The 17,988-nt window shown below is 71.8% G+C and carries 16 protein-coding genes; 8 read left to right on the forward strand and 8 right to left on the reverse strand.

All coding sequences use genetic code 11. The features are described 5' to 3' along the window. Window positions 1–112: 112 nt before the first annotated feature. Complete coding sequence (gene ddaH / locus AB0M63_RS19650; protein ID WP_355904382.1) at window positions 113–925, forward strand: dimethylargininase; 813 nt, start codon at window positions 113–115, stop codon at window positions 923–925. Then, on the forward strand, window positions 922–2,148 hold the full coding sequence (rocD, locus tag AB0M63_RS19655; protein ID WP_366020241.1) for an ornithine--oxo-acid transaminase: 1,227 nt from the start codon (window positions 922–924) through the stop codon (window positions 2,146–2,148). Before ddaH ends, rocD begins: the two co-directional genes overlap by 4 nt. 465 nt (window positions 2,149–2,613) lie before the next feature. Here the strand turns inward: rocD and AB0M63_RS19660 are convergent, their stop codons facing one another. After that, a complete protein-coding gene (locus tag AB0M63_RS19660; RefSeq protein ID WP_355904376.1) occupies window positions 2,614–2,832 on the reverse strand; it encodes a hypothetical protein in 219 nt (72 codons plus the stop codon). 474 nt (window positions 2,833–3,306) lie between these two features. Between AB0M63_RS19660 and AB0M63_RS19665 the strand changes: the two genes are divergently transcribed. The 4 genes from AB0M63_RS19665 to AB0M63_RS19680 all read left to right on the forward strand — a co-directional run bounded on the left by AB0M63_RS19665 (window position 3,307) and on the right by AB0M63_RS19680 (window position 8,749). Then, the gene (locus AB0M63_RS19665; protein WP_366020242.1) at window positions 3,307–4,572 is read left to right on the forward strand and encodes an EfeM/EfeO family lipoprotein; all 1,266 of its coding nucleotides are present in this window, start codon (window positions 3,307–3,309) and stop codon (window positions 4,570–4,572) included. Beyond that, entirely contained in the window at window positions 4,569–5,786 is a 1,218-nt protein-coding gene (gene efeB, locus AB0M63_RS19670) for an iron uptake transporter deferrochelatase/peroxidase subunit (protein ID WP_366020243.1), read from the forward strand. The genes AB0M63_RS19665 and efeB overlap by 4 nt, the downstream gene beginning before the upstream one ends. 230 nt (window positions 5,787–6,016) lie before the next feature. After that, window positions 6,017–7,858, forward strand: coding sequence for an alkaline phosphatase family protein (locus AB0M63_RS19675; RefSeq protein WP_366020392.1), 1,842 nt, complete (start codon window positions 6,017–6,019; stop codon window positions 7,856–7,858). Between the two features lie 171 nt (window positions 7,859–8,029). Beyond that, window positions 8,030–8,749, forward strand: a complete 720-nt coding sequence (locus AB0M63_RS19680; protein WP_355904368.1) for a lysophospholipid acyltransferase family protein — start codon at window positions 8,030–8,032, stop codon at window positions 8,747–8,749. On the opposite strand, the gene AB0M63_RS19685 is transcribed toward AB0M63_RS19680, so the two are convergent. The 5 genes from AB0M63_RS19685 to AB0M63_RS19705 form a co-directional block, all read right to left on the reverse strand. Next, a complete protein-coding gene (locus AB0M63_RS19685; RefSeq protein ID WP_366020244.1) occupies window positions 8,746–8,958 on the reverse strand; it encodes a hypothetical protein in 213 nt (70 codons plus the stop codon). The two genes, AB0M63_RS19680 and AB0M63_RS19685, sit on opposite strands and share 4 nt — an antisense overlap. Continuing rightward, window positions 8,955–9,368 (reverse strand): SHOCT domain-containing protein, encoded by a 414-nt coding sequence (locus AB0M63_RS19690; protein WP_355904362.1) that lies wholly within the window; start codon window positions 9,366–9,368, stop codon window positions 8,955–8,957. Before AB0M63_RS19690 ends, AB0M63_RS19685 begins: the two co-directional genes overlap by 4 nt. Beyond that, complete coding sequence (locus tag AB0M63_RS19695) at window positions 9,250–9,960, reverse strand: sulfatase-like hydrolase/transferase (RefSeq protein ID WP_366020245.1); 711 nt, start codon at window positions 9,958–9,960, stop codon at window positions 9,250–9,252. The genes AB0M63_RS19690 and AB0M63_RS19695 overlap by 119 nt, the downstream gene beginning before the upstream one ends. Window positions 9,961–10,096: 136 nt before the next feature. Then, on the reverse strand, window positions 10,097–11,302 hold the full coding sequence (locus AB0M63_RS19700) for a DUF2254 family protein (RefSeq protein ID WP_366020246.1): 1,206 nt from the start codon (window positions 11,300–11,302) through the stop codon (window positions 10,097–10,099). A gap of 2 nt (window positions 11,303–11,304) precedes the next feature. Then, window positions 11,305–11,694: a hypothetical protein gene (locus AB0M63_RS19705; RefSeq protein ID WP_366020247.1), complete on the reverse strand. Its 390-nt coding sequence runs from the start codon at window positions 11,692–11,694 to the stop codon at window positions 11,305–11,307. A gap of 154 nt (window positions 11,695–11,848) precedes the next feature. Between AB0M63_RS19705 and AB0M63_RS19710 the strand changes: the two genes are divergently transcribed. Together AB0M63_RS19710 and AB0M63_RS19715 are read left to right on the forward strand one after the other, a co-directional pair. After that, on the forward strand, window positions 11,849–14,503 hold the full coding sequence (locus tag AB0M63_RS19710) for a LuxR C-terminal-related transcriptional regulator (protein WP_366020248.1): 2,655 nt from the start codon (window positions 11,849–11,851) through the stop codon (window positions 14,501–14,503). A 90-nt stretch (window positions 14,504–14,593) separates the two neighbouring features. Next, window positions 14,594–14,791 carry a hypothetical protein gene (locus tag AB0M63_RS19715; protein ID WP_355904351.1) on the forward strand — a complete coding sequence of 66 codons (198 nt, stop codon included), beginning with the start codon at window positions 14,594–14,596 and terminating at the stop codon, window positions 14,789–14,791. Between the two features lie 16 nt (window positions 14,792–14,807). On the opposite strand, the gene AB0M63_RS19720 is transcribed toward AB0M63_RS19715, so the two are convergent. Next, window positions 14,808–16,079 (reverse strand): hypothetical protein, encoded by a 1,272-nt coding sequence (locus tag AB0M63_RS19720; protein WP_366020249.1) that lies wholly within the window; start codon window positions 16,077–16,079, stop codon window positions 14,808–14,810. 165 nt (window positions 16,080–16,244) lie between these two features. After that, window positions 16,245–17,855: an alpha/beta hydrolase gene (locus AB0M63_RS19725; protein WP_366020250.1), complete on the reverse strand. Its 1,611-nt coding sequence runs from the start codon at window positions 17,853–17,855 to the stop codon at window positions 16,245–16,247. Window positions 17,856–17,988 lie beyond the last annotated feature (133 nt).

Consider the following 17,988-nt stretch of genomic DNA (forward strand, 5'->3'; position numbering starts at 1 on the left):
CGCAGCGTTCCTGCGCGGACGCGCAGCGTTCATCCCTTGTCGCCCGTATCTGTCGTTTCCTACCGTGATGTCAACCCTCAGTCGACATCACAGGAAGCGGAGGAACCCCTCTGTGCCCGAGACCCGTGTGCGGCGCCGGCGGCGCTTTCTCGTCTGCGAACCCAGACACTTCGCCGTGCAGTACGCGATCAACCCCTGGATGCATCCCGACACCCAGGTGGACGTCGATCTCGCCCAGGAGCAGTGGCGAACGCTGATCGACACCTACCGCTCCCACGGCCACACCGTCGACACCGTGCCCCCGGCCCCCGGCCTCCCGGACATGGTCTTCGCCGCGAACTCGGCGGTCGTCGTCGACGGCCGCGTCTTCGGCTCCCTCTTCCACGCCCCCGAGCGGCGCCCCGAGTCCGACCACTACGACATGTGGTTCAAGACGGCGGGCTACGACGTGTACCGCCCCGAGTCGGTCAGCGAGGGCGAGGGGGACCTGATCCCGACCGGCCGCTATGTGCTGGCCGGCACCGGCTTCCGCACCACCCGCGAGGCCCATCGCGAGGTGCAGGAGTTCTTCGGCGTCCCGGTCATCAGCCTGACGCTGGTGGACCCGTACCTCTACCACCTCGACACGGCGCTGTTCGTGCTGGACGAGGACAACATCGCTTATTACCCGGAGGCGTTCTCGCCGGGCAGCCGCGAGGTGCTCGCGCGACTGTTCCCGGACGCGGTGCTCGCGACCCGCGAGGACGCGATGACGTTCGGCCTCAACTCCGTGTCCGACGGCCGTCATGTCTTCATCGCGCCCCAGTCCGAGGCCCTGGCCGCGCGTCTCGCCGGCCACGGCTATGTCCCCGTCCCCGTCGACCTGTCGGAGTTCCACAAGGCCGGCGGCGGCATCAAGTGCTGCACTCAGGAGATCCGCTCATGACCGCACCCGCCGCCGCCCGTACGTCCGCCGACCTCATCCGCGCCGAGGAGCCGGTCCTCGCGCACAACTACCACCCGCTGCCCGTGGTCGTCGCCCGCGCCGAGGGCGCCTGGGTGGAGGACGTCGAGGGCCGCCGCTACCTCGACATGCTCGCCGGCTACTCGGCCCTCAACTTCGGCCACCGCCACCCCGCGTTGATCGAGGCGGCCCACCGCCAGCTCGACCAGCTCACGCTCACCTCCCGGGCCTTCCACAACGACCGGCTCGCCGAATTCGCCGAGCGGCTCGCGGAGTTGACCGGCCTCGACATGGTGCTGCCGATGAACACGGGCACGGAGGCGGTCGAGAGCGGCATCAAGGTGGCCCGCAAATGGGCCTACGACGTGAAGGGCGTACCCGCCGACAGGGCCACCATCGTCGTCGCGGCGGAGAACTTCCACGGCCGTACGACGACGATCGTCAGCTTCTCCACCGACGAGACGGCGCGGGCGGGCTTCGGCCCGTTCACTCCGGGCTTCCGGATCGTGCCGTACAACGACCTCGCGGCGCTGGAAGCGGCGGTGGACGAGACGACGGCGGCGGTGCTGATCGAGCCAATCCAGGGCGAGGCGGGGGTGATCATCCCGGACGCGGGCTATCTGGCCGGTGTCCGCGAACTCACCACCCGCAAGGGCTGCTTGTTCATCGCGGACGAGATCCAGTCGGGGCTGGGCCGCACCGGCCGCACCCTCGCCGTGGACCACGAGGGTGTGGTCCCGGACGTGCTGCTCCTCGGCAAGGCGCTGGGCGGCGGCATCGTGCCGGTGTCGGCGGTCGTCGCGCGCCGCGAGGTACTGGGCGTACTGCGGCCCGGCGAACACGGCTCGACCTTTGGCGGAAACCCCCTCGCCGCAGCGGTCGGCACGGCGGTCGTCGAACTCCTGGAGACCGGCGAATTCCAGCGCAGGGCGGCGGAGTTGGGCGTCGTCCTGCGGGACGGCCTGACCGAGCTGGTCGGCAAGGGCGTGGTCTCCTTCCGCGCGCGGGGCCTGTGGGCGGGCGTGGACGTCGACCCGGCGATCGGCACGGGGCGCGAGATCAGCGAACGCCTCATGCGGGAGGGCGTCCTGGCGAAGGACACCCACGGCTCGACGATCCGGCTCGCGCCGCCGTTGACCATCACTGCGGACGAACTCCGGTCGGCCGTGGGCGCGTTGGAGAAGGTGCTGACGCAGGGGGCGTAAGGCGGAGGGTGCAGTGCAGGGGTTGTGATACGCGGGACGGCTGGATCGGCGCACGGGGGTCGATCCGGCCGGCCTGGCAACTCCTGGGCGGAGGCGGGTATTTGGTTGGCGGCTACTTGTCGGGGGCCGGGTTTGGCTGCTTTGCCGCTGCGCTTCCCTCCGCGGCAGGTCCCGGGCGGGGCTTCTCGTCGGCGACGTCGCACAACTCCCGGCGGGCGCAGCTGCTGTCCGCCCCTACGCTCCGCGCCACGGCACGAGCGGCGCCCGCTCGGGGCGCCACCCGTCGGAACGGACGCGCTCGCCAACGGCGCTCCGCCGGACGGCAGGAGCGACTCGGTCCCCGAACGAGACGTCCCCTCCGCAACGTCACACAACTCCCAGGCTGCCGGGGCCGCAACCCGTCGAACCCGACGCGGTCGCCTAGGTGCTCCGGCGGACGGCGGGAGCAACTCCCACCCCCAACAGCTATCCCCCCACCGCCCCACGAGCCCCCGCATCCGCCAGCGCAGCCTGCGCGAGCAGTCGACGGGCCAGGTCGCGGGCCTCGTCCACGGTCAGGGATGCCCAGAGGCCGGGTTCGCCGTGCACGACCGGGCCCACGTCCAAGGTGACCCGGGTGATCGGCAGCTCCGGGATCGCCAGGCGTAGGCGCTTCACGGCGACCTGTCGGCCGCAGGTGGTCACCAGTGGTGCTTCAACCGACGGCGGGAGCGGCTCCTGCCCTGACCGAACCATCTCGTCCACGACCCTTCTCTGAAATATCCGGCGAGGTATCAGGAGGAGCGCCGGAGGGGTCCGGGTTGTTCCCGGGCCGCAGCGGCGACGCCCGTTCGGACCGGCGGTGGGAACGGTCGACCGGACCCCGGCGCCGGAGTACGACCCGGGCCGAGCGACCACGTCATCGGAGCCGCAGACCGGCCCGGATCATGGTTCCCGTGGCGGAGGCCCAGCAGGTGTCCACGTGCGCAACCCGGCCGTAGCCCACCGTGCAGCCCCGTGCGACGGACCGTGGTGGTCGCGGGCCGACGGGTGAACCCCGGGCGAATTCTGCCCCGCCCTCCGGTCAGAACAGGGTCAAGGGGCGCGGTGGGGGTCTTGGAGCGCTCATAAGATCGCTGGTGCCACCACCGTTCGTACGACTCCCCCTGGAGGCCCGGCGTGCCCGAAACCGTGCGCGGCGCCGACGCCGAGACCGAGCCCGGTCGGACGGAGCCCCCTTCGGCTCCCGCCGCCCGTCGCCGCACCGTGCTGCTCGCCGCCGGTGCCCTGGTCGCCGTGGTGGGTGTGGGGGCCGGTGTGCTGGCGTCCCGGGGGGCCGGGGCCGGCGCGGGGCCGGGCCGCGCCGCCGACGGGCTGCGGCACACCACCGTCGAGGTCGCGACCTCCGGGTGCGGAAGCGGCTGGACGCATCCGCAGGCGGGACACCAGGTCTTCGAATTGCACAACACGTCCGGCCAGGCCGCCGAGGTGTATCTGACCGACCCGACGACCGGCACGGTCTACGGCGAGGTCGAGGGGCTAGCGCCGGGGACGGTCCGGCCGCTCGGGGTGACCCTGGGCAATGGCTCGTACGCCTTCAAGTGTCTGCCCGACGACGCCGACGCCGTGACCGGGCCCACCGTGCGGATCACCGGCTCGAAGGTGAGGAGCGGACCGGCCGCCCTCCCCATCACCCAGCAGCAGTTGATCCCGCCGACGCTCGCCTACCAGAAGTGGATCCAGGGCCGAACCGTCGAACTCGCCCAGAAGACCGACGTGTTGCGGGCCGCCGTCGACCGCGGTGATCTCGCGGCGGCCCGCAGGGCCTGGCTGCCCGCGCATCTCGTCTACGAGCGGATGGGCGCCGCCTACGGCACGTTCGGCGACTGGGACGGGGCGATCAACGGCACCACGGCCGGCCTCGCCGGCGGGGTGCGGGACGCCGGGTTCACCGGGTTCCACCGGGTCGAGTACGGGCTGTGGCACGGCGAGTCGGCGAGCGGCCTGCGCGGGCCGGCCGATCAACTCGCCAAGGACGTCCACGCGTTGGAGACGAGCTGGCCAAACCAGCGGATGGATCCGGCCGACACCGGTCTGCGCGCGCACGAAATCCTGGAGAACACCGTGCAGTTCGAGTTGACCGGCCGCACCGACTACGGCAGCGGCACCAACCTGGCCACCGCCCGCGCCAACCTCGACGGCACCCGGGTGCTGCTCGGGTATCTGCGCCCGCTGCTGAAGACCCGGGACACGGGCCTCGCCGAACTCGGCGACTGGATGGACCGGGCCCAGCACACCCTGGACGGCCTCGACCACTCCGGGAAGTGGACGCCGTTGTCCCAACTCTCGCGTGCGCAGCGGGAGAAGGTCGACGCCGATCTCGGTGGACTGGTCGAGCGGCTGGCCGACGTGGCCGCCCTCACGGACGTACGGAGGACCGCGTGAAGCGCGTGGACGAGGTGGGCCGCCGGGGTTTCCTGGCGGGTGCGGCGGCCGTGGCCGGAGCCGGACTGGTGGCCGCCGATCACGGTGCCGCCGCGGCCGCCGTCCAGGCGCGGGCGGCCGTGCCCTTCCACGGCGCGCACCAGGCCGGGATCCTCACCCCCGCGCAGCGCGCCACCGCGTTCGTGTCCTTCGACACGACCGCCGCGAACAGGTCCGAACTCACCGATCTGCTGCGGACGTTCACCGAGCGGGCGCGTTTCCTGACCTCCGGCGGCAGTCCGGAGGACCTGGGGATCACCGCGCCGCCCACCGACTCCGGCACCCTGGGCCCGGACCTGCCGTCCGACCGGCTGAGCGTCACGGTCGGCGTGGGGGCCTCGCTCTTCGACGACCGCTACGGGCTGGCGAAGCGCGCGCCCCGCAAGCTGACCGCGATGCCGTCGTTCCCCGACGACGATCTCGACGCCGCCTGGTGTCACGGCGATATGAGCGCGCAGTTCTGCGCCGACAGCGCGGACACCGTGCTGCACGCTCTGCGCGATGTCACCCGGCACACCCGGGGCGGCCTCCAAGTCCGTTGGCGGATGGACGGGTTCATCAGTCCGCCGCGCCCCTCGGGCACCCCGCGCAACCACATGGGATTCAAGGACGGCATCTCGAACCCGGCGGTGACCGACGCCCGCGCCATGAACGACCTGGTGTGGGTGGGGAGCGACAGCGGCGAACCGGCGTGGACGGCCGGCGGCAGCTATCAGGTCGTACGGCTGATCCGGATGCTGGTCGAGTTCTGGGACCGGGTCTCCCTCACCGAGCAGGAGCGGATGTTCGGCCGCGCCCGGGACACCGGCGCCCCGCTGGACGGGCACCACGAGAAGGACACCCCGAACTTCGCGCAGGACCCGCAGGGCGATGTGATCCCGCTCGACAGCCACATCCGGCTCGCCAACCCGCGCACCACGCAGAGCGCCGAGCAGCGCATCCTGCGGCGCGGCTACAACTACGACCGGGGCATGGACAGCAACGGCAACCTCGACATGGGGCTGCTGTTCTGCTGCTACCAGCAGGACCTGGCCCGGCAGTTCGAGACCGTGCAGAAGCGGCTGGCCGGTGAGCCGCTGGTCGACTACATCTCGCCGTACGGCGGCGGCTACTTCTTCGCTCTGCCCGGGGTGCGCGACGCGTCCGACTGGCTGGGCCGCACCCTGCTGACCTGAGAGCACGGTCAAGAACAGGCCAACAGACCATGAGAATTTCCTGACCGGGCGTTCGCTCGCGCTTCATTGCCGCTCCCCCGCCCCGCCGTCACCATTGCCGAGGCTTCGGTCGTAGGTGTCGCGGCCCGCACGGCGTGACAGCAAGAACCAGTGCTCCCGGAAGGCGAGACAGCATGATCGGCAAAGTCGGCAAAGGAAGAAACCCGGGCGCTCGGCGCCGGTTGACGCGCATGGGCGCCCTGTTCGGCGCCGCGGCGCTGGCCGGCGCGGGCGGAGTCGTCCCCGCGGCGGCGAACTCCGGCGGTCACCAGCCCTCGGGCAGCACACACACGTCGACGCCGATCAAGCACGTGGTCGTGATCTACGACGAGAACATCTCGTTCGACCACTACTTCGCGACCTACCCCCAGGCCGCGAACACCGACGGCACCAAGTTCAAGGCCGCACCGCACACGCCGAAGGCCGACAACCTGCTCAACGCCGGGCTGCTGACGAAGAACCCGAACCTCTACAACCCCAAGCGGCTGAGCAGTTCGCAGGCGATGACCTGCGACCAGAACCATTCCTACGGCCCCGAGCAGTACGCGGCCGACGGCGGCAAGGCCGACAAGTACGTCGAGAACACCGAGGTCAACAAGTGCAGCGGCCTCTTCGGTGAGCCCGGCCTGGTGACGGACTACTACGACGGCAACACCGTCACCGGCCTGTGGAACTACGCCCAGAACTACTCGCTGAGCGACAACTCGTTCAGCTCGAACTTCGGCCCCTCCACGCCCGGCGCCCTGAACCTGATCTCGGGCCAGACGCACGGCGTGATCTCCATGGACCCGAAGTCCGGTACGGAGAACCCGAAGCAGACGTCGACGCCGGACCCGTACGCGGTGGTCTCGCCGAACGCCAAGGGTGTCGGCACGGTCATCAACGACCCCGACCCGGCCTACGACGACTGCTCGGACACCGACCACACCTCCACCAGCGCGCTCGCGTCGATGCAGGGCAAGAACATCGGTGACCTGCTCAACTCCAAGAACGTGACCTGGGGTTGGTTCCAGGGCGGCTTCCGGCCCAGCACCGCCTGGGACGGCAAGAGCGGCGACTACGCCAAGTGCGCCGGCACCACCCACGCCAACGTCGGCGGCGCGGCCTCCGAGGACTACAGCCCGCACCACTCGCCGTTCCAGTACTACAAGTCGACGTCGAACCCGCACCACCTGGCCCCGAAGTCCGTCGCCGAGATCGGGCACAACGGCCGGGCCAACCACAACTACGACCTGACCGACTTCGACGCCGCGCTGAAGGCCGACAACCTTCCCTCGGTGAGCTTCCTGAAGGCGGCCGAGTACCAGGACGGGCACGCCGGTTACTCCGACCCGGCCGACGAGCAGAACTTCCTGATCAAGGAGATCAACGCCCTCCAGAAGTCGCCCGAGTGGAAGTCGACGGCGGTCGTGCTCGCCTACGACGACTCCGACGGCTGGTACGACCACGTCTCCTCGAAGGTGCTGAACGGCTCCAAGGACTCGACGGTCGGCTCGAACGGCAAGGCCACGGACAGCCCCGCCTGCCAGGCCGGTCCGGCCGCCAAGGGCGGCTACGCGGACCGCTGCGGCCCCGGCACCCGGCAGCCGCTGCTGGTCATCTCGCCGTACAGCAAGGTCAACAAGATCGACCACACCGCCACCGAGCAGGCCTCGATCACCAAGTTCATCGAGGACAACTGGCACACCGGCCGCGTCGGTGACGCCTCCTTCGACCAGCGCGCGGGCAGCCTGAGCAACATGTTCGACTTCCGGCACCCGAACGACAAGCAGGTGCTGCTCAACACGAACGGCTCCGTGAAGTCGGTCAAGCGGATCCCGCACTACTCCCAGACGTCGTCTACGGCCACCGAGGCCCCCTACCCGGCGTACGTCCAGGACCTGAAGGCGCAGAACGTCGCCGACAGCACCTCCTCCTCCACGACCCTGCCGATCGCGGTCGGCGCCGGTCTCCTCACCGCCGTAGGAGCGACCACCGCGTTCGCCGTGTACCGCCGCAGGACGCACGCCAGGGGGACCACCGCGTCCCTGTGACGTGACCCCGGGTGAACCACACGACGGAGGGCGGCGGGAGAGATCTCGCCGCCCTCCGTCGCCGGTTCCACCAGACGACGGCTGCCCCTACACTGGCACCTCACGAGGTACCGGGTGACCTGCGAGAACAGGTCGGTCGAGCCGACCCGCCGGAGTGAGGAGCGACCCCCCTTGTTCTACTACCTCCTGAAATACGTCATTCTCGGGCCTTTGCTCAGGCTGACCTTCCGGCCCCGGATCGAGGGCCTCGAACACATACCGGAGACGGGCCCGGCGATCGTCGCCGGCAACCATCTCTCCTTCGCCGACCACTTCCTGATGCCGGCGGTCCTCAAGCGCCGCATCACCTTCCTCGCCAAGGCCGAGTACTTCACCGGCCCCGGCATCAGGGGCCGTCTCACCGCGACCTTCTTCCGCAGCGCGGGCCAGATCCCGGTCGACCGCTCCGGCAAGGAGGCCGGCCAGGCCGCGATCCGCGAGGGTCTCGGCGTCCTCGCCAAGGACGAACTGCTCGGCATCTACCCGGAGGGGACCCGCTCCCACGACGGCCGCCTCTACAAGGGCAAGGTCGGCGTCGCGGTGATGGCTCTGAGGGCCCAGGTCCCCGTCATCCCTTGCGCGATGATCGGCACCTTCGAGGCCCAGCCGCCCGGCAAGGTCATCCCGAACATCCACCCGGTGACCATCCGCTTCGGCAAGCCCCTCGACTTCTCCCGCTACGCCGGCATGGAGAACGAGAAGGCGATCCTGCGCGCCATCACCGACGAGATCATGTACGCGATCCTCAAGCTCTCCGAGCAGGAGTACGTCGACCAGTACGCGGCCGTCGTGAAGGCGGAGGAGGCGGCCGCGGCCAAGGAGCGCAAGTTCCCGCGGCTGCCGCTGAGTTAGCCGTCAGCGCCCGTCGGCCGTACGGTCGCTGACTCCTGGGTGTCAGGCATCCTCGCCGAGACGCGGTAACGGCGGCGGTAGGAGGCGTGGCAGAGGTAGGAGCCGCCGCGCAGGGCACGCGCCGTGCCGGCCGGGGGGCCGGCCGGGTCCTCGCGGGGCCGGTGGCGTGCCAGGGCGGGGGTGCGGCAAGCGGGGTGGCCATCGGTCATGCCGCGAGGACCTTGGCCTTGGCCTGCTCGTACTCGGCGGCCGTGAGGTCGCCGTGGTTCTTGAGTTCGGCGAGCCGCGCCAGTTCCTCGGCACGGCCGGTGGGACCGGCGTTCTCCCTGATGTACGAGCGGAACGCCTGCTCGTTCTGCTGGACCCGCTTGACCTCGCGCTCGCCCATGGACCGACCGCGTGCGATCAGGTACACGAAGACGCCCAGGTAGGGCAGGACAACGACGAAGACGCACCAGCCCGCCTTGGCCCAGCCGTTCAGGCCGTCGTCGCGGAAGATGTCACCGATGATGCGGAAGAGCAGGACCAACCAGAGGATCCAGAGGAACACCCACATCGTGGTCCAGAACACGTCGAGCAGCGGGTAGTCCGCCGCCAGGTCGAATGTCGCGCTGTTCATGGTCGTCTCCTGTGTGGTGTGTGCCGGTCACTGCCGGACCATGGCGATGCGGTTGCGCTCCTCGGGGCCTGATGAAGTGGTCGGTGTCGTTCGGGCCCGTGTGGAGCTGGACCCCGTGGATGTCGCCGGTGAAGGTGGCGTTCTCGCTGTCGTGCTGGTTGGTCTCGCCGCCGACGAAGCCGTAGAAGTGCTCGAAGCCGCCCCCGGCCGGTCGGCCAGTGGGCCGGATCGAGTTGTAGCCGGAGGCAGAGGTGGCGGTCTCGGGTACTCCGCCCATGCCGACCGAGTGGTGGTCGCGGCCCGTCGGCAGGGCCTGGCGCGTCGGTGCGCACAGGGCGGTGGTGTGGAAGCGGGTGAAACGGAGGCCGCCGTCGGCCAGTCGTTCGAAGACGGGGGCCCGGCAGGGGCCGCGGGAGGGGCTGGTCGCGCCGTAGCCGACGTCGTCGAGCATGATCATGACGATGTTCGGGGCGCCCGACGGAGGCAGCAGCGGCTCGTTGGGCCGGAACGACGTGTCCGGGCCCTTCGCGTCGTAGGTGATCGGGCGCGGCACGTCCGGTATCGGCGGGATCTGCCGCTGGATGTCAGCCATGAGCGTTGCCTTCCTTGCGCCTTCCGCCCGGTGCGGGGCCCTGGACCGTCGCCGTGGGCAGAGTCGTACGCGGCGCTGGTCCCAGCCTGCGGCCGGTGTCGGTGCCCCCGCCTCACCCTGTGCGGGTGAAGATCGCTCAGGGCCGTTCCTCTCCGGTCCCGTTCACCAGGCGGGGGAAGCGGTCGGCCAGTTCCTCCTCGACCCAGGACAGCCGTCGGGTGAGCAGTGGGTCGCTCGGGGCGTGGTCGCCGTCCCGGAGGCGGGCCAGCAGCGCTCTGAGCCGCAGCAGCACCATCGGCGCGGTCACGGCGGCGGCGATGACGTCGTCGAGGCCGGTCCGCAGGAAGTCCTCCCAGCCGGGCAGCGGGATCACCACGCGGACCACGCCCGTGCGGTCGGCGACCCGCCGCGGCCCGGCCCGCGCCGCCGCCGGCCGGCCGAGCAGGTCCTCGATGCCGTCCAGCGCCTGCACCGTCGTGGCGGGGTCGTTCACGGCCGGGGAGAGGGCCCGTAGCGCGATGTCGGCCAGCAGCCGGAAGGCGAGCATCGGATCCTGGTCGAAGGTCCGCTCGTCCCCGGTGACCAGGCCGCCCAGGACGGCGGAGGCGGGCAGTTCCCCGCCGTGCACGTCGGCGATCGGCGTGCCGTGCTGGAGGGTGGCGCCCGGGGTCGCCCGCAGCGCGACCAGGGTGTCCGCGGCCCGCGCGGCGGCCAACAGCCGGTCCACGTCCACCTGTTGCAGCACCGCGGGAGCCTTCGGCCAGGTGACCGTCGAACGCGGCGCGGAGAGCGGGGCGGCGGTCGGCCCGGCCGGTCCGCGGTAGAGAGTGTCGAGGACGGTACGGCCCCGTTCCGTGACCGAGTTGAGGACCGGTGCCAGCTGGATCGCGGCGAAGGCGCGCAGCTGCAGGTTCCGCAGCAGCGCCAGCAGCGTGAGCAGCAGCAGCCCGGTGAGGACCGGCACGGCGGCCGAGACCTCGCTGCGGCCGCCGTCGGCGAGGGCGGCCGTACCGCAGAAGACGGCCAGGCCGATGGCGCAGGCGAACGTGCGCCACACGATCGGGGCGTCACGGAACAGCGTCAGGCGCGGGGTGAAGGTGGTGGCCGCCGACTGCACCACCAGGAACAGCAGCGAGAAGATGACGGTGGTCGTGCCCAGCACCCCGAGGGCGACGGCGAGCAGCATGTCGGCCACCTGGCGGGCCGGCACCGCGGGTCCGCGGCCGATCCGGGGTACGGCGAGCCCCAGGCCGAAGCCGGCGAGGACGCACAGCAGTTGGACGAGGCCCGCGCGCAGGCGGCGTCTGCGGCGGGGGATGCCGTGGCGGACGGGGGGTCGCACGGTCACTCCGGGAGCGACAGGGCGCCCGCCGCCGCGAAGCCGACCGCGGTGTACGGGCCGGTGAGCCTGCCGCCCAGTTCGAAGGACTCCGGCATCATCGAGTTCGCCGGCGTGGTCAGCGCCGCTCCGGGCCGCTGCCCCTCCGCCCGCATGCAGGCGCTGGCGCTGGCGCTGGCGCCGAGGCTCTCGGGCAGGTTGGACAGGAGCACCGCGGCGAGGAAGGGGACGCTGACCGAACCCCCCACCGCCAGCCCCGTCCCGAGCACGAGGGACTCGGGGATGCCGTCGAGCGGGGCGCCGAGCACGATCGAGCGGTGCAACGCCGGCCAGGCGCCTATGACCAGGGAGAACGCCGCCAGGGCACCCCATCCGGCGGCCACGAGGCCGTTCATCGCCACCTCCTGCGGGGCGACCGGGTGCCGTCCGGCGGTCGGTGCGCCCCCGTACAGGCTCGGTGCCCCGCCGTCCCTGGCGCATCACCCGGCGCAGGTGGTCGGCGGGGCGGCCCCGACTGGTGATCACTGGGGAGGGGGCGTTGAGTGGAAGGTGTCACGCGAGGACGGAGCCCGCTCGGAGCGGCTCGGCACGACCCCGTTCGGTGATCCGATGTTCGCGGTCAGGTTCGAGGTCCCGGCCGAGCCGAAGGTCCTCGTCGACCGCCCCGGTCTGCTGAAGCGGCTGGCGGACGGCGTACGCGGACCGCTCACCTTCGTCAACGGTCCGGCGGGGGCGGGCAAGACGGTGCTCACCGCCCAGTGGATCGCCCGGGGCGCGGCACCGCGCGCCTGTGCCTGGCTGACCGTCGAGCCCGGGGATGCTCCGGGCGCGTTCTGGGCGTACGTCATGGAGGCGTTCCGGCGGCAGGGGGTACGGCCGGCCGCCGAGGTGGGCAGCCCCACCCGCGCCGAGGGAGTGGACCGCTCGCTCCTCGTGGCCCTCGCGGCGGGGCTGGCGCAGCGGCCGGAGCCGACGGTCCTGGTGCTCGACCAGTTCGACGCGGCGCGCGCGCCCGAGATCGCCGAAGGACTGGAGTTCGTGCTGCGGCACGCCGCCGACGGTCTCCGGCTCGTCCTCACCGGCCGCACCGACTCGCTGCTGCCGGTGCACCGCTACCGGGCGGCGGGCCTGCTCACCGAGATCCGCAACGCGGACCTGAGGTTCACGGCGGCGGACGCCGAGGCGCTGCTCGGCGAACACCGCCTGGCGGTCTCGGCGGAGGGTATCCGGATGCTGGTCGAGCGGACCGAGGGCTGGGCGGCGGGGCTGCGGCTGTGCGCGCTGGCCATGCAGCGCGGCGACGATCCCGAGGCGTTCGTCCGGGAGTTCGCCGCCGATCGCACCACCATCGCGGGCTATCTCCTCACGGAGGTCCTGGACGCGCAGCTGCCGCTCACCCAGGACCTGCTGCTGCGGGCCTCGATCACCGACCGCGTCCACCCGGACCTCGCGGACGCGCTGACCGGCCGTCACGACGCCGAGCGGACCCTGGCGGAACTGGCCGGTGCGAACGCGTTCCTGGAGCAGGTCGGCGCCTCGTCCTGGTACCGGCTGCATCCCCTGTTCGCCGAGGTCCTGCGCGCGCATCTGCGGCAGCGCCGCCCCGGCCTGGAACCCGTGCTGCGGGCCCGGGCGGCCCGTTGGCTCGCCGGGACCGGGCGGCTCACGGAGGCGGTGGTGCAGGCGAGCGCCGCCGGGGACTGGCAGTTCGCGGCGGGGCAGCTGGTGGATCGGCTGGCCCTCGGGCGGCTCTTCACGGGCCTGGAGACGGACCGGCTGCGCGGTGCGTTCGCCGCGATGCCGGCCGGCGTGCCGGGCCTGGCTCCGGCGCTGGTCGCCGCGGCCTGCCGGCTGGCCGAGCGGGATCTCGCCGGCTGCACGGCCGCACTGGGCCGCGCGGACGCGTACGTCACCGACGCCCCACAACCGGCGCGGCAGCTCGGGCTCGCCATCCTCCGGGTCCTCGCGGGCCGGCTGGCCGGTGACCCGGCGGCCACCGGTCGCGCGGCGGCCGACGCCGTCCGTCTGGCGCACGAGGCCCCGCCGCCCCTGCTCGGAGAGCATCCCGAGATCCACGCCATGGTGCTGGGCGGTCTTGGCGCGGCGGGGCTGGACGCCGGACATCTCGATCGTGCCGAGTCCGATCTCACCGCCGCCGTCGAGGCGTGCGGCCCGCCGGGCCTGGACGGCCCGCTCGGCGACGCGCTGGCCTCGCTGGCCCTGGCCGAACTGCTGCGGGGGAAACTGCGGCGGGCCGAGTCGCACGCACGTGGCTCGCTGGCCACCGCCGAGCGGTCCGCTTCCCCGCCCGAGCATCGCACCGGAGTCGACCAACTCGTCCTGGCGGGCGTCTCATTGGAGCATGACGACCTGACGGTGGCGCGCTCCCGCCTGGACCTGGCGACCGGGACCGCAGGACCACCGCCGGAGCCCGTCGCCGCGGTCGAGGCCGCTGTCATCGGCTCCCGGCTGGCGAGTGCCGAGGGAGACTGGGCGGGCGCGTTCGCCGCGCTGCACGCGGTCGGCACGCGCCCGCGGCTGAGCGACTGGGCGCTGGACGAGCTGGCCATCGCCGAGTCCGCCGCCCATCTGTCGCGCGGTGAGCCGGCCGCGGCCCTGGCCGTGCTGGACGCGACGGCCTCGGACCGCCCCGAACACACCATGGCCCGGGCCCGCGCGCTCCTCGCGGGCGAGGACACCGACGGCGCGCTGGCGGTCCTGGCCACGCTGCCCGACGACGCGACCCTCACGCGGTCGGGCCTGGCGCAGAGCTGCCTGCTCCGCGCGCAGGCCGCCGCCGCGAACGGTGCCGAGGAGGCGCGGCCCCTCCTCGGCGAGGCGCTCCGGCACGCCCGCCCGGAGCAGCTGCGCCGGATGTTCGTGGAGTGCGGTCCCTGGCTGCGCCGCGTGCTCCGCCACGATCCCCAACTGGCGCAGGCGCACGGCTGGTTGTCCGCCCGCATGCCGGGGTTCGCGCACGTGCCGGTGAACGGGCGGCTTCCCCTGGTGGTGGAACCGCTCAGTGAGCGGGAGACGGAGGTGCTGCGCAAGGCCGCCGAGCTGCTGTCCACCGAGGAGATCGGCGCCGAGCTGCACATCTCCGCGAACACCGTGAAAACCCATCTGAAGAGCGTCTACCGCAAGCTCTCCGTGACCCGGCGCAGCGAGGCCGTGCACCGGGCCCGGGACCTGGGGATGCTGTGACCGGGTCGCCCGAACCGGGCGATGCCTAGCCGGTGGCGGAGGCGGACCCTGGCAGGGAAGGCAGCGGTTCCGTGAGAAGTGGGTGCCCTCATGCGCTACGAATTCCGCATCGCCGGTGTGGTGCCGGACGCACTCGCCCAGAACTTCCCCGAACTCGACAGCGCGTCGGCGCAGGCCCACACGCTCTTGCTCGGCACCGTGACGGACGAGGCCCATCTGTACGGCCTGCTGCTCCGCTTCCAGTCGCTCGGCCTGCGCGTGCTCGAGATGCGGCAGCTGCCCGGTTGACTCCGCGCCCGGGACGCTACGGCTCGGCGGTGTGCTCGGCCGGTTCACCGTTGCGCCCGTCCGCCGCCAGCAGCGCGAGGACGGCGAGGGCGACGAGCAGCACGATCACCAGCAGCAACACGGTGAGCACCGTCGGGTGGTTCCACAGCGCGAACACGAGCGCTACGACGAGCAGCACACCGATGGTGAGCCACCGCCGGTGGGCCTCCACCCAGGTGCCGGTCCTCCCGGTGCGCACCCCGTGGCCGCCGCTCCAGCGCGCGGCGGAGTCCGCCGTACGGTCGGCGGCCCCGCGCAGCGCACGCGGCAGGCGGCCGGCGCCGGACAGATAGGCGCCGAGCGCCACCACGACGCCGAGGACCATCGTGGTGCGGAGGCTCACGCGCAGGAAGCGCAGCAGGGTGTCGAAGACGGCCGCCGCCGCGGCCGGGGACTGCACCTGGGCCGGCAGGTGGTCGAGGTAGTAGCGGCGGGCGACGACCAGGACGACGGCGATGACCAGGCAGGCCGCGGCGGCGCACAGCGCGGTGGTCACCAGGGCGCGTCGGCGCCGACGGGCGAGCAGCACACCGATCGCCCCGAGCAGGGCCGTGAGGACGGGCAGCCAGTTGCCGACGACGTCGAGCAGATGGGCACCGCTCCTGATCTTCTTCAACTGGTCGGACTGGAAGAGCACCAACTGCCGGTCGACGTCCGGGATCTTCGCCGCCGGGCTGAGCCCCGCGTCCACCAGGTCCTGCCTGACCTGGTCGACCGCCGTGCCGACGTCGAGGGTGACGGTGCCGCCGCCGACGCCCACGGCCCCTCTGCCCTGCCCGGTGAGCGCGTGCACCACGGCGGAGTGGGCCCGCCGGTTGGCCCGGGTCCAGATCTTCTCGAACCTGTCGCTCCCGACGAAGCGGGTGGCGACCTTGGTGACCGTCTGGTCGATGGCCGAGTCCAGCTGCGGACCCAGCGACCTGATCGCGACGCCCGCCTTCGGCGGGAGCCCCTGGGACTGCATCCAGGCCGCGATGTCCGAGGTGACCTCGGTGCCGTCGACCCGGACGTCCGCGGCCTGGGTGATGCGCCGGACGGCGGCCGCCTCGATGGCCGGGTCGGTGGCGAGCGGCGCGACCGTCGACACGTACCGGTCGGTGTCGAGCGCGATGTCGTGCACCCAGACCGTGATCAGGGAGACCGGTACGAGGACGCAGGTCAGTGTGATCAGCACGGCCGAGACGGTGCTCCGCGCGATCCGCCCGGCGCGCGAACCCGTGCGGCCCGGTGACTCGGGTTGCGTACTCATGACACTCCCGGGGTACGGCTGCGGCGGAGATACCGCATGCCGTCCATTGGATACGCAACGTGACCGTTCCCGCGCGGTGGAGTGCGCTCTCCGGGGGAGACACCGAAGGGGCGGCCGGAGACCCGGCCGCCCCTCGTCACATAGGGCTACTGCTATGGCTGCTGCCTACGGCACCGGCGTCGCGTGCGGGGTGCACGTCACATCGGCGGCGTCGACCTTGCCGGTCAACAGGTAGGTGTCCACCCGGGTGTTGATGCACGGGTTGACCAGGCCGGTCACACCGTGGGAGCCCGCGTCCTTCTCGGTGATCAGGCGGGAGCCCTTGAAGCGCTTGTGCAGTTCGACGGCGCCGGCGTACGGAGTGGCGGCGTCACGCGTGGACTGCACGATCAGCACCCGCGGCAGACCCTTGCCGGTCCTCACCTCGACCGGGGACTGCTGCTTGACCGGCCAGGTGGCGCACGGCAGGTTCAGCCAGGCGTTGGCCCAGGTCATGAACGGGTACTTCTTGTTGAGCGCGGTGTTGTCCTTGTCCCACTTCGCCCAGCTGGTGGGCCACTTGGCGTCGGTGCACTCGACGGCCGTGTAGACGGCGTTGCCGTTCTCCGCGGTGATGTTGCCCGCGGTGTCCGACAGGTCGGGCGAGGCCGCGTCGATCAGCGCCTGGGTGTCTCCGGCGAAGTACTTGCTGAAGACGGTGGCGACCGGCACCCACGAGGAGTCGTAGTACGGGGCGCTCTGGAAGAAGCCGATCAGCTCGTTCGGGCCGACGACCCCGCCGAGCGGGCTCTTCTTGGCGGTGGCGCGCAGTTCGAGCCACTTCGCCTGGACGGCGTCGCGGGTGGTGCCGAGGTGGAAGGCCGCGTCGTTCTTGGCGACCCAGTCCTCCCAGTCCTTCCAGCGGCCCTCGAAGGCGATGTCCTGTTCCAGGTTGGCCTGGTACCAGATGTTGTCGCGCGCCGGGTTGACGACGCTGTCGACGACCATCCGGCGCAGGTGGCCCGGGAAGAGGGTGCCGTAGACGGCGCCGAGGTAGGTGCCGTAGGAGACGCCCAGGTAGTTGAGCTTCTTCTCGCCGAGGGCGGCCCGGATGACGTCCAGGTCGCGCGCGGTGTTCGGCGTGGTCATCTGCGCGAGCATGGTGGTGCCGGTGCGCTCGGCGCAGCCGTCCGCGTACTCACGGGCCAGCTTGCGCTGCGCGTTCTTGTCGGCGGTGCTGTCCGGTACCGGGTCCGCCTTGGGCGCCTTGACGAACTCCTGCGGGTCGACGCAGGAGATGGGCGCCGAGTGGCCGACACCGCGCGGGTCGAAGCCCACGAAGTCGTACGCCTTGGACGTGTTGACCCACAGCGGGTTCTTGGTGGTGACCCGGAGCGGGAAACGCATGCCCGAGCCGCCCGGCCCGCCGGGGTTGTAGACGAGCGCGCCCTGGCGCTCCGCCGTGGTGCCGGTGCTGACGGCACGGTCGACGGCGAGCCTGATCTTCTTGCCGTCGGGCTTGGTGTAGTCGACCGGCACGGTGACCCAGCCGCACTGGACCGGCTTCGCCAGCGCCCAGTCGGTGGGACAGTCCTGCCAGTTGATGCCTGCCTTGGCGGCGCGTGCGGCCGTGAGCGCGGCCCCGCGGGCGGCCGCACGGTCCTGACCGCCGCCGGCCGTGTGGCCGCTCTGCGCGTTCGCCGCGGGTGCCACGACGGCGCCGGCTATCAGTGCCGCCGCCGCGAATCCGGCCGAACCGAACGCCATCACCCGGCTCTTCGGTCTGATGTGCCTCAAGTGGGCCCCTCCCCGTACATCGTTACGACATGGTCTCGGAGGATCCTCGCGGCTGTGAGCCACCTGAGAACAGAGGCGGTTGACCTTCTTTACCAATCCGATAAGCGGAAACGTGCGTACCGCTCAGCGGATA

This window comes from Streptomyces sp. NPDC051576, from assembly GCF_040681835.1.
Lineage (GTDB): Bacteria > Actinomycetota > Actinomycetes > Streptomycetales > Streptomycetaceae > Streptomyces.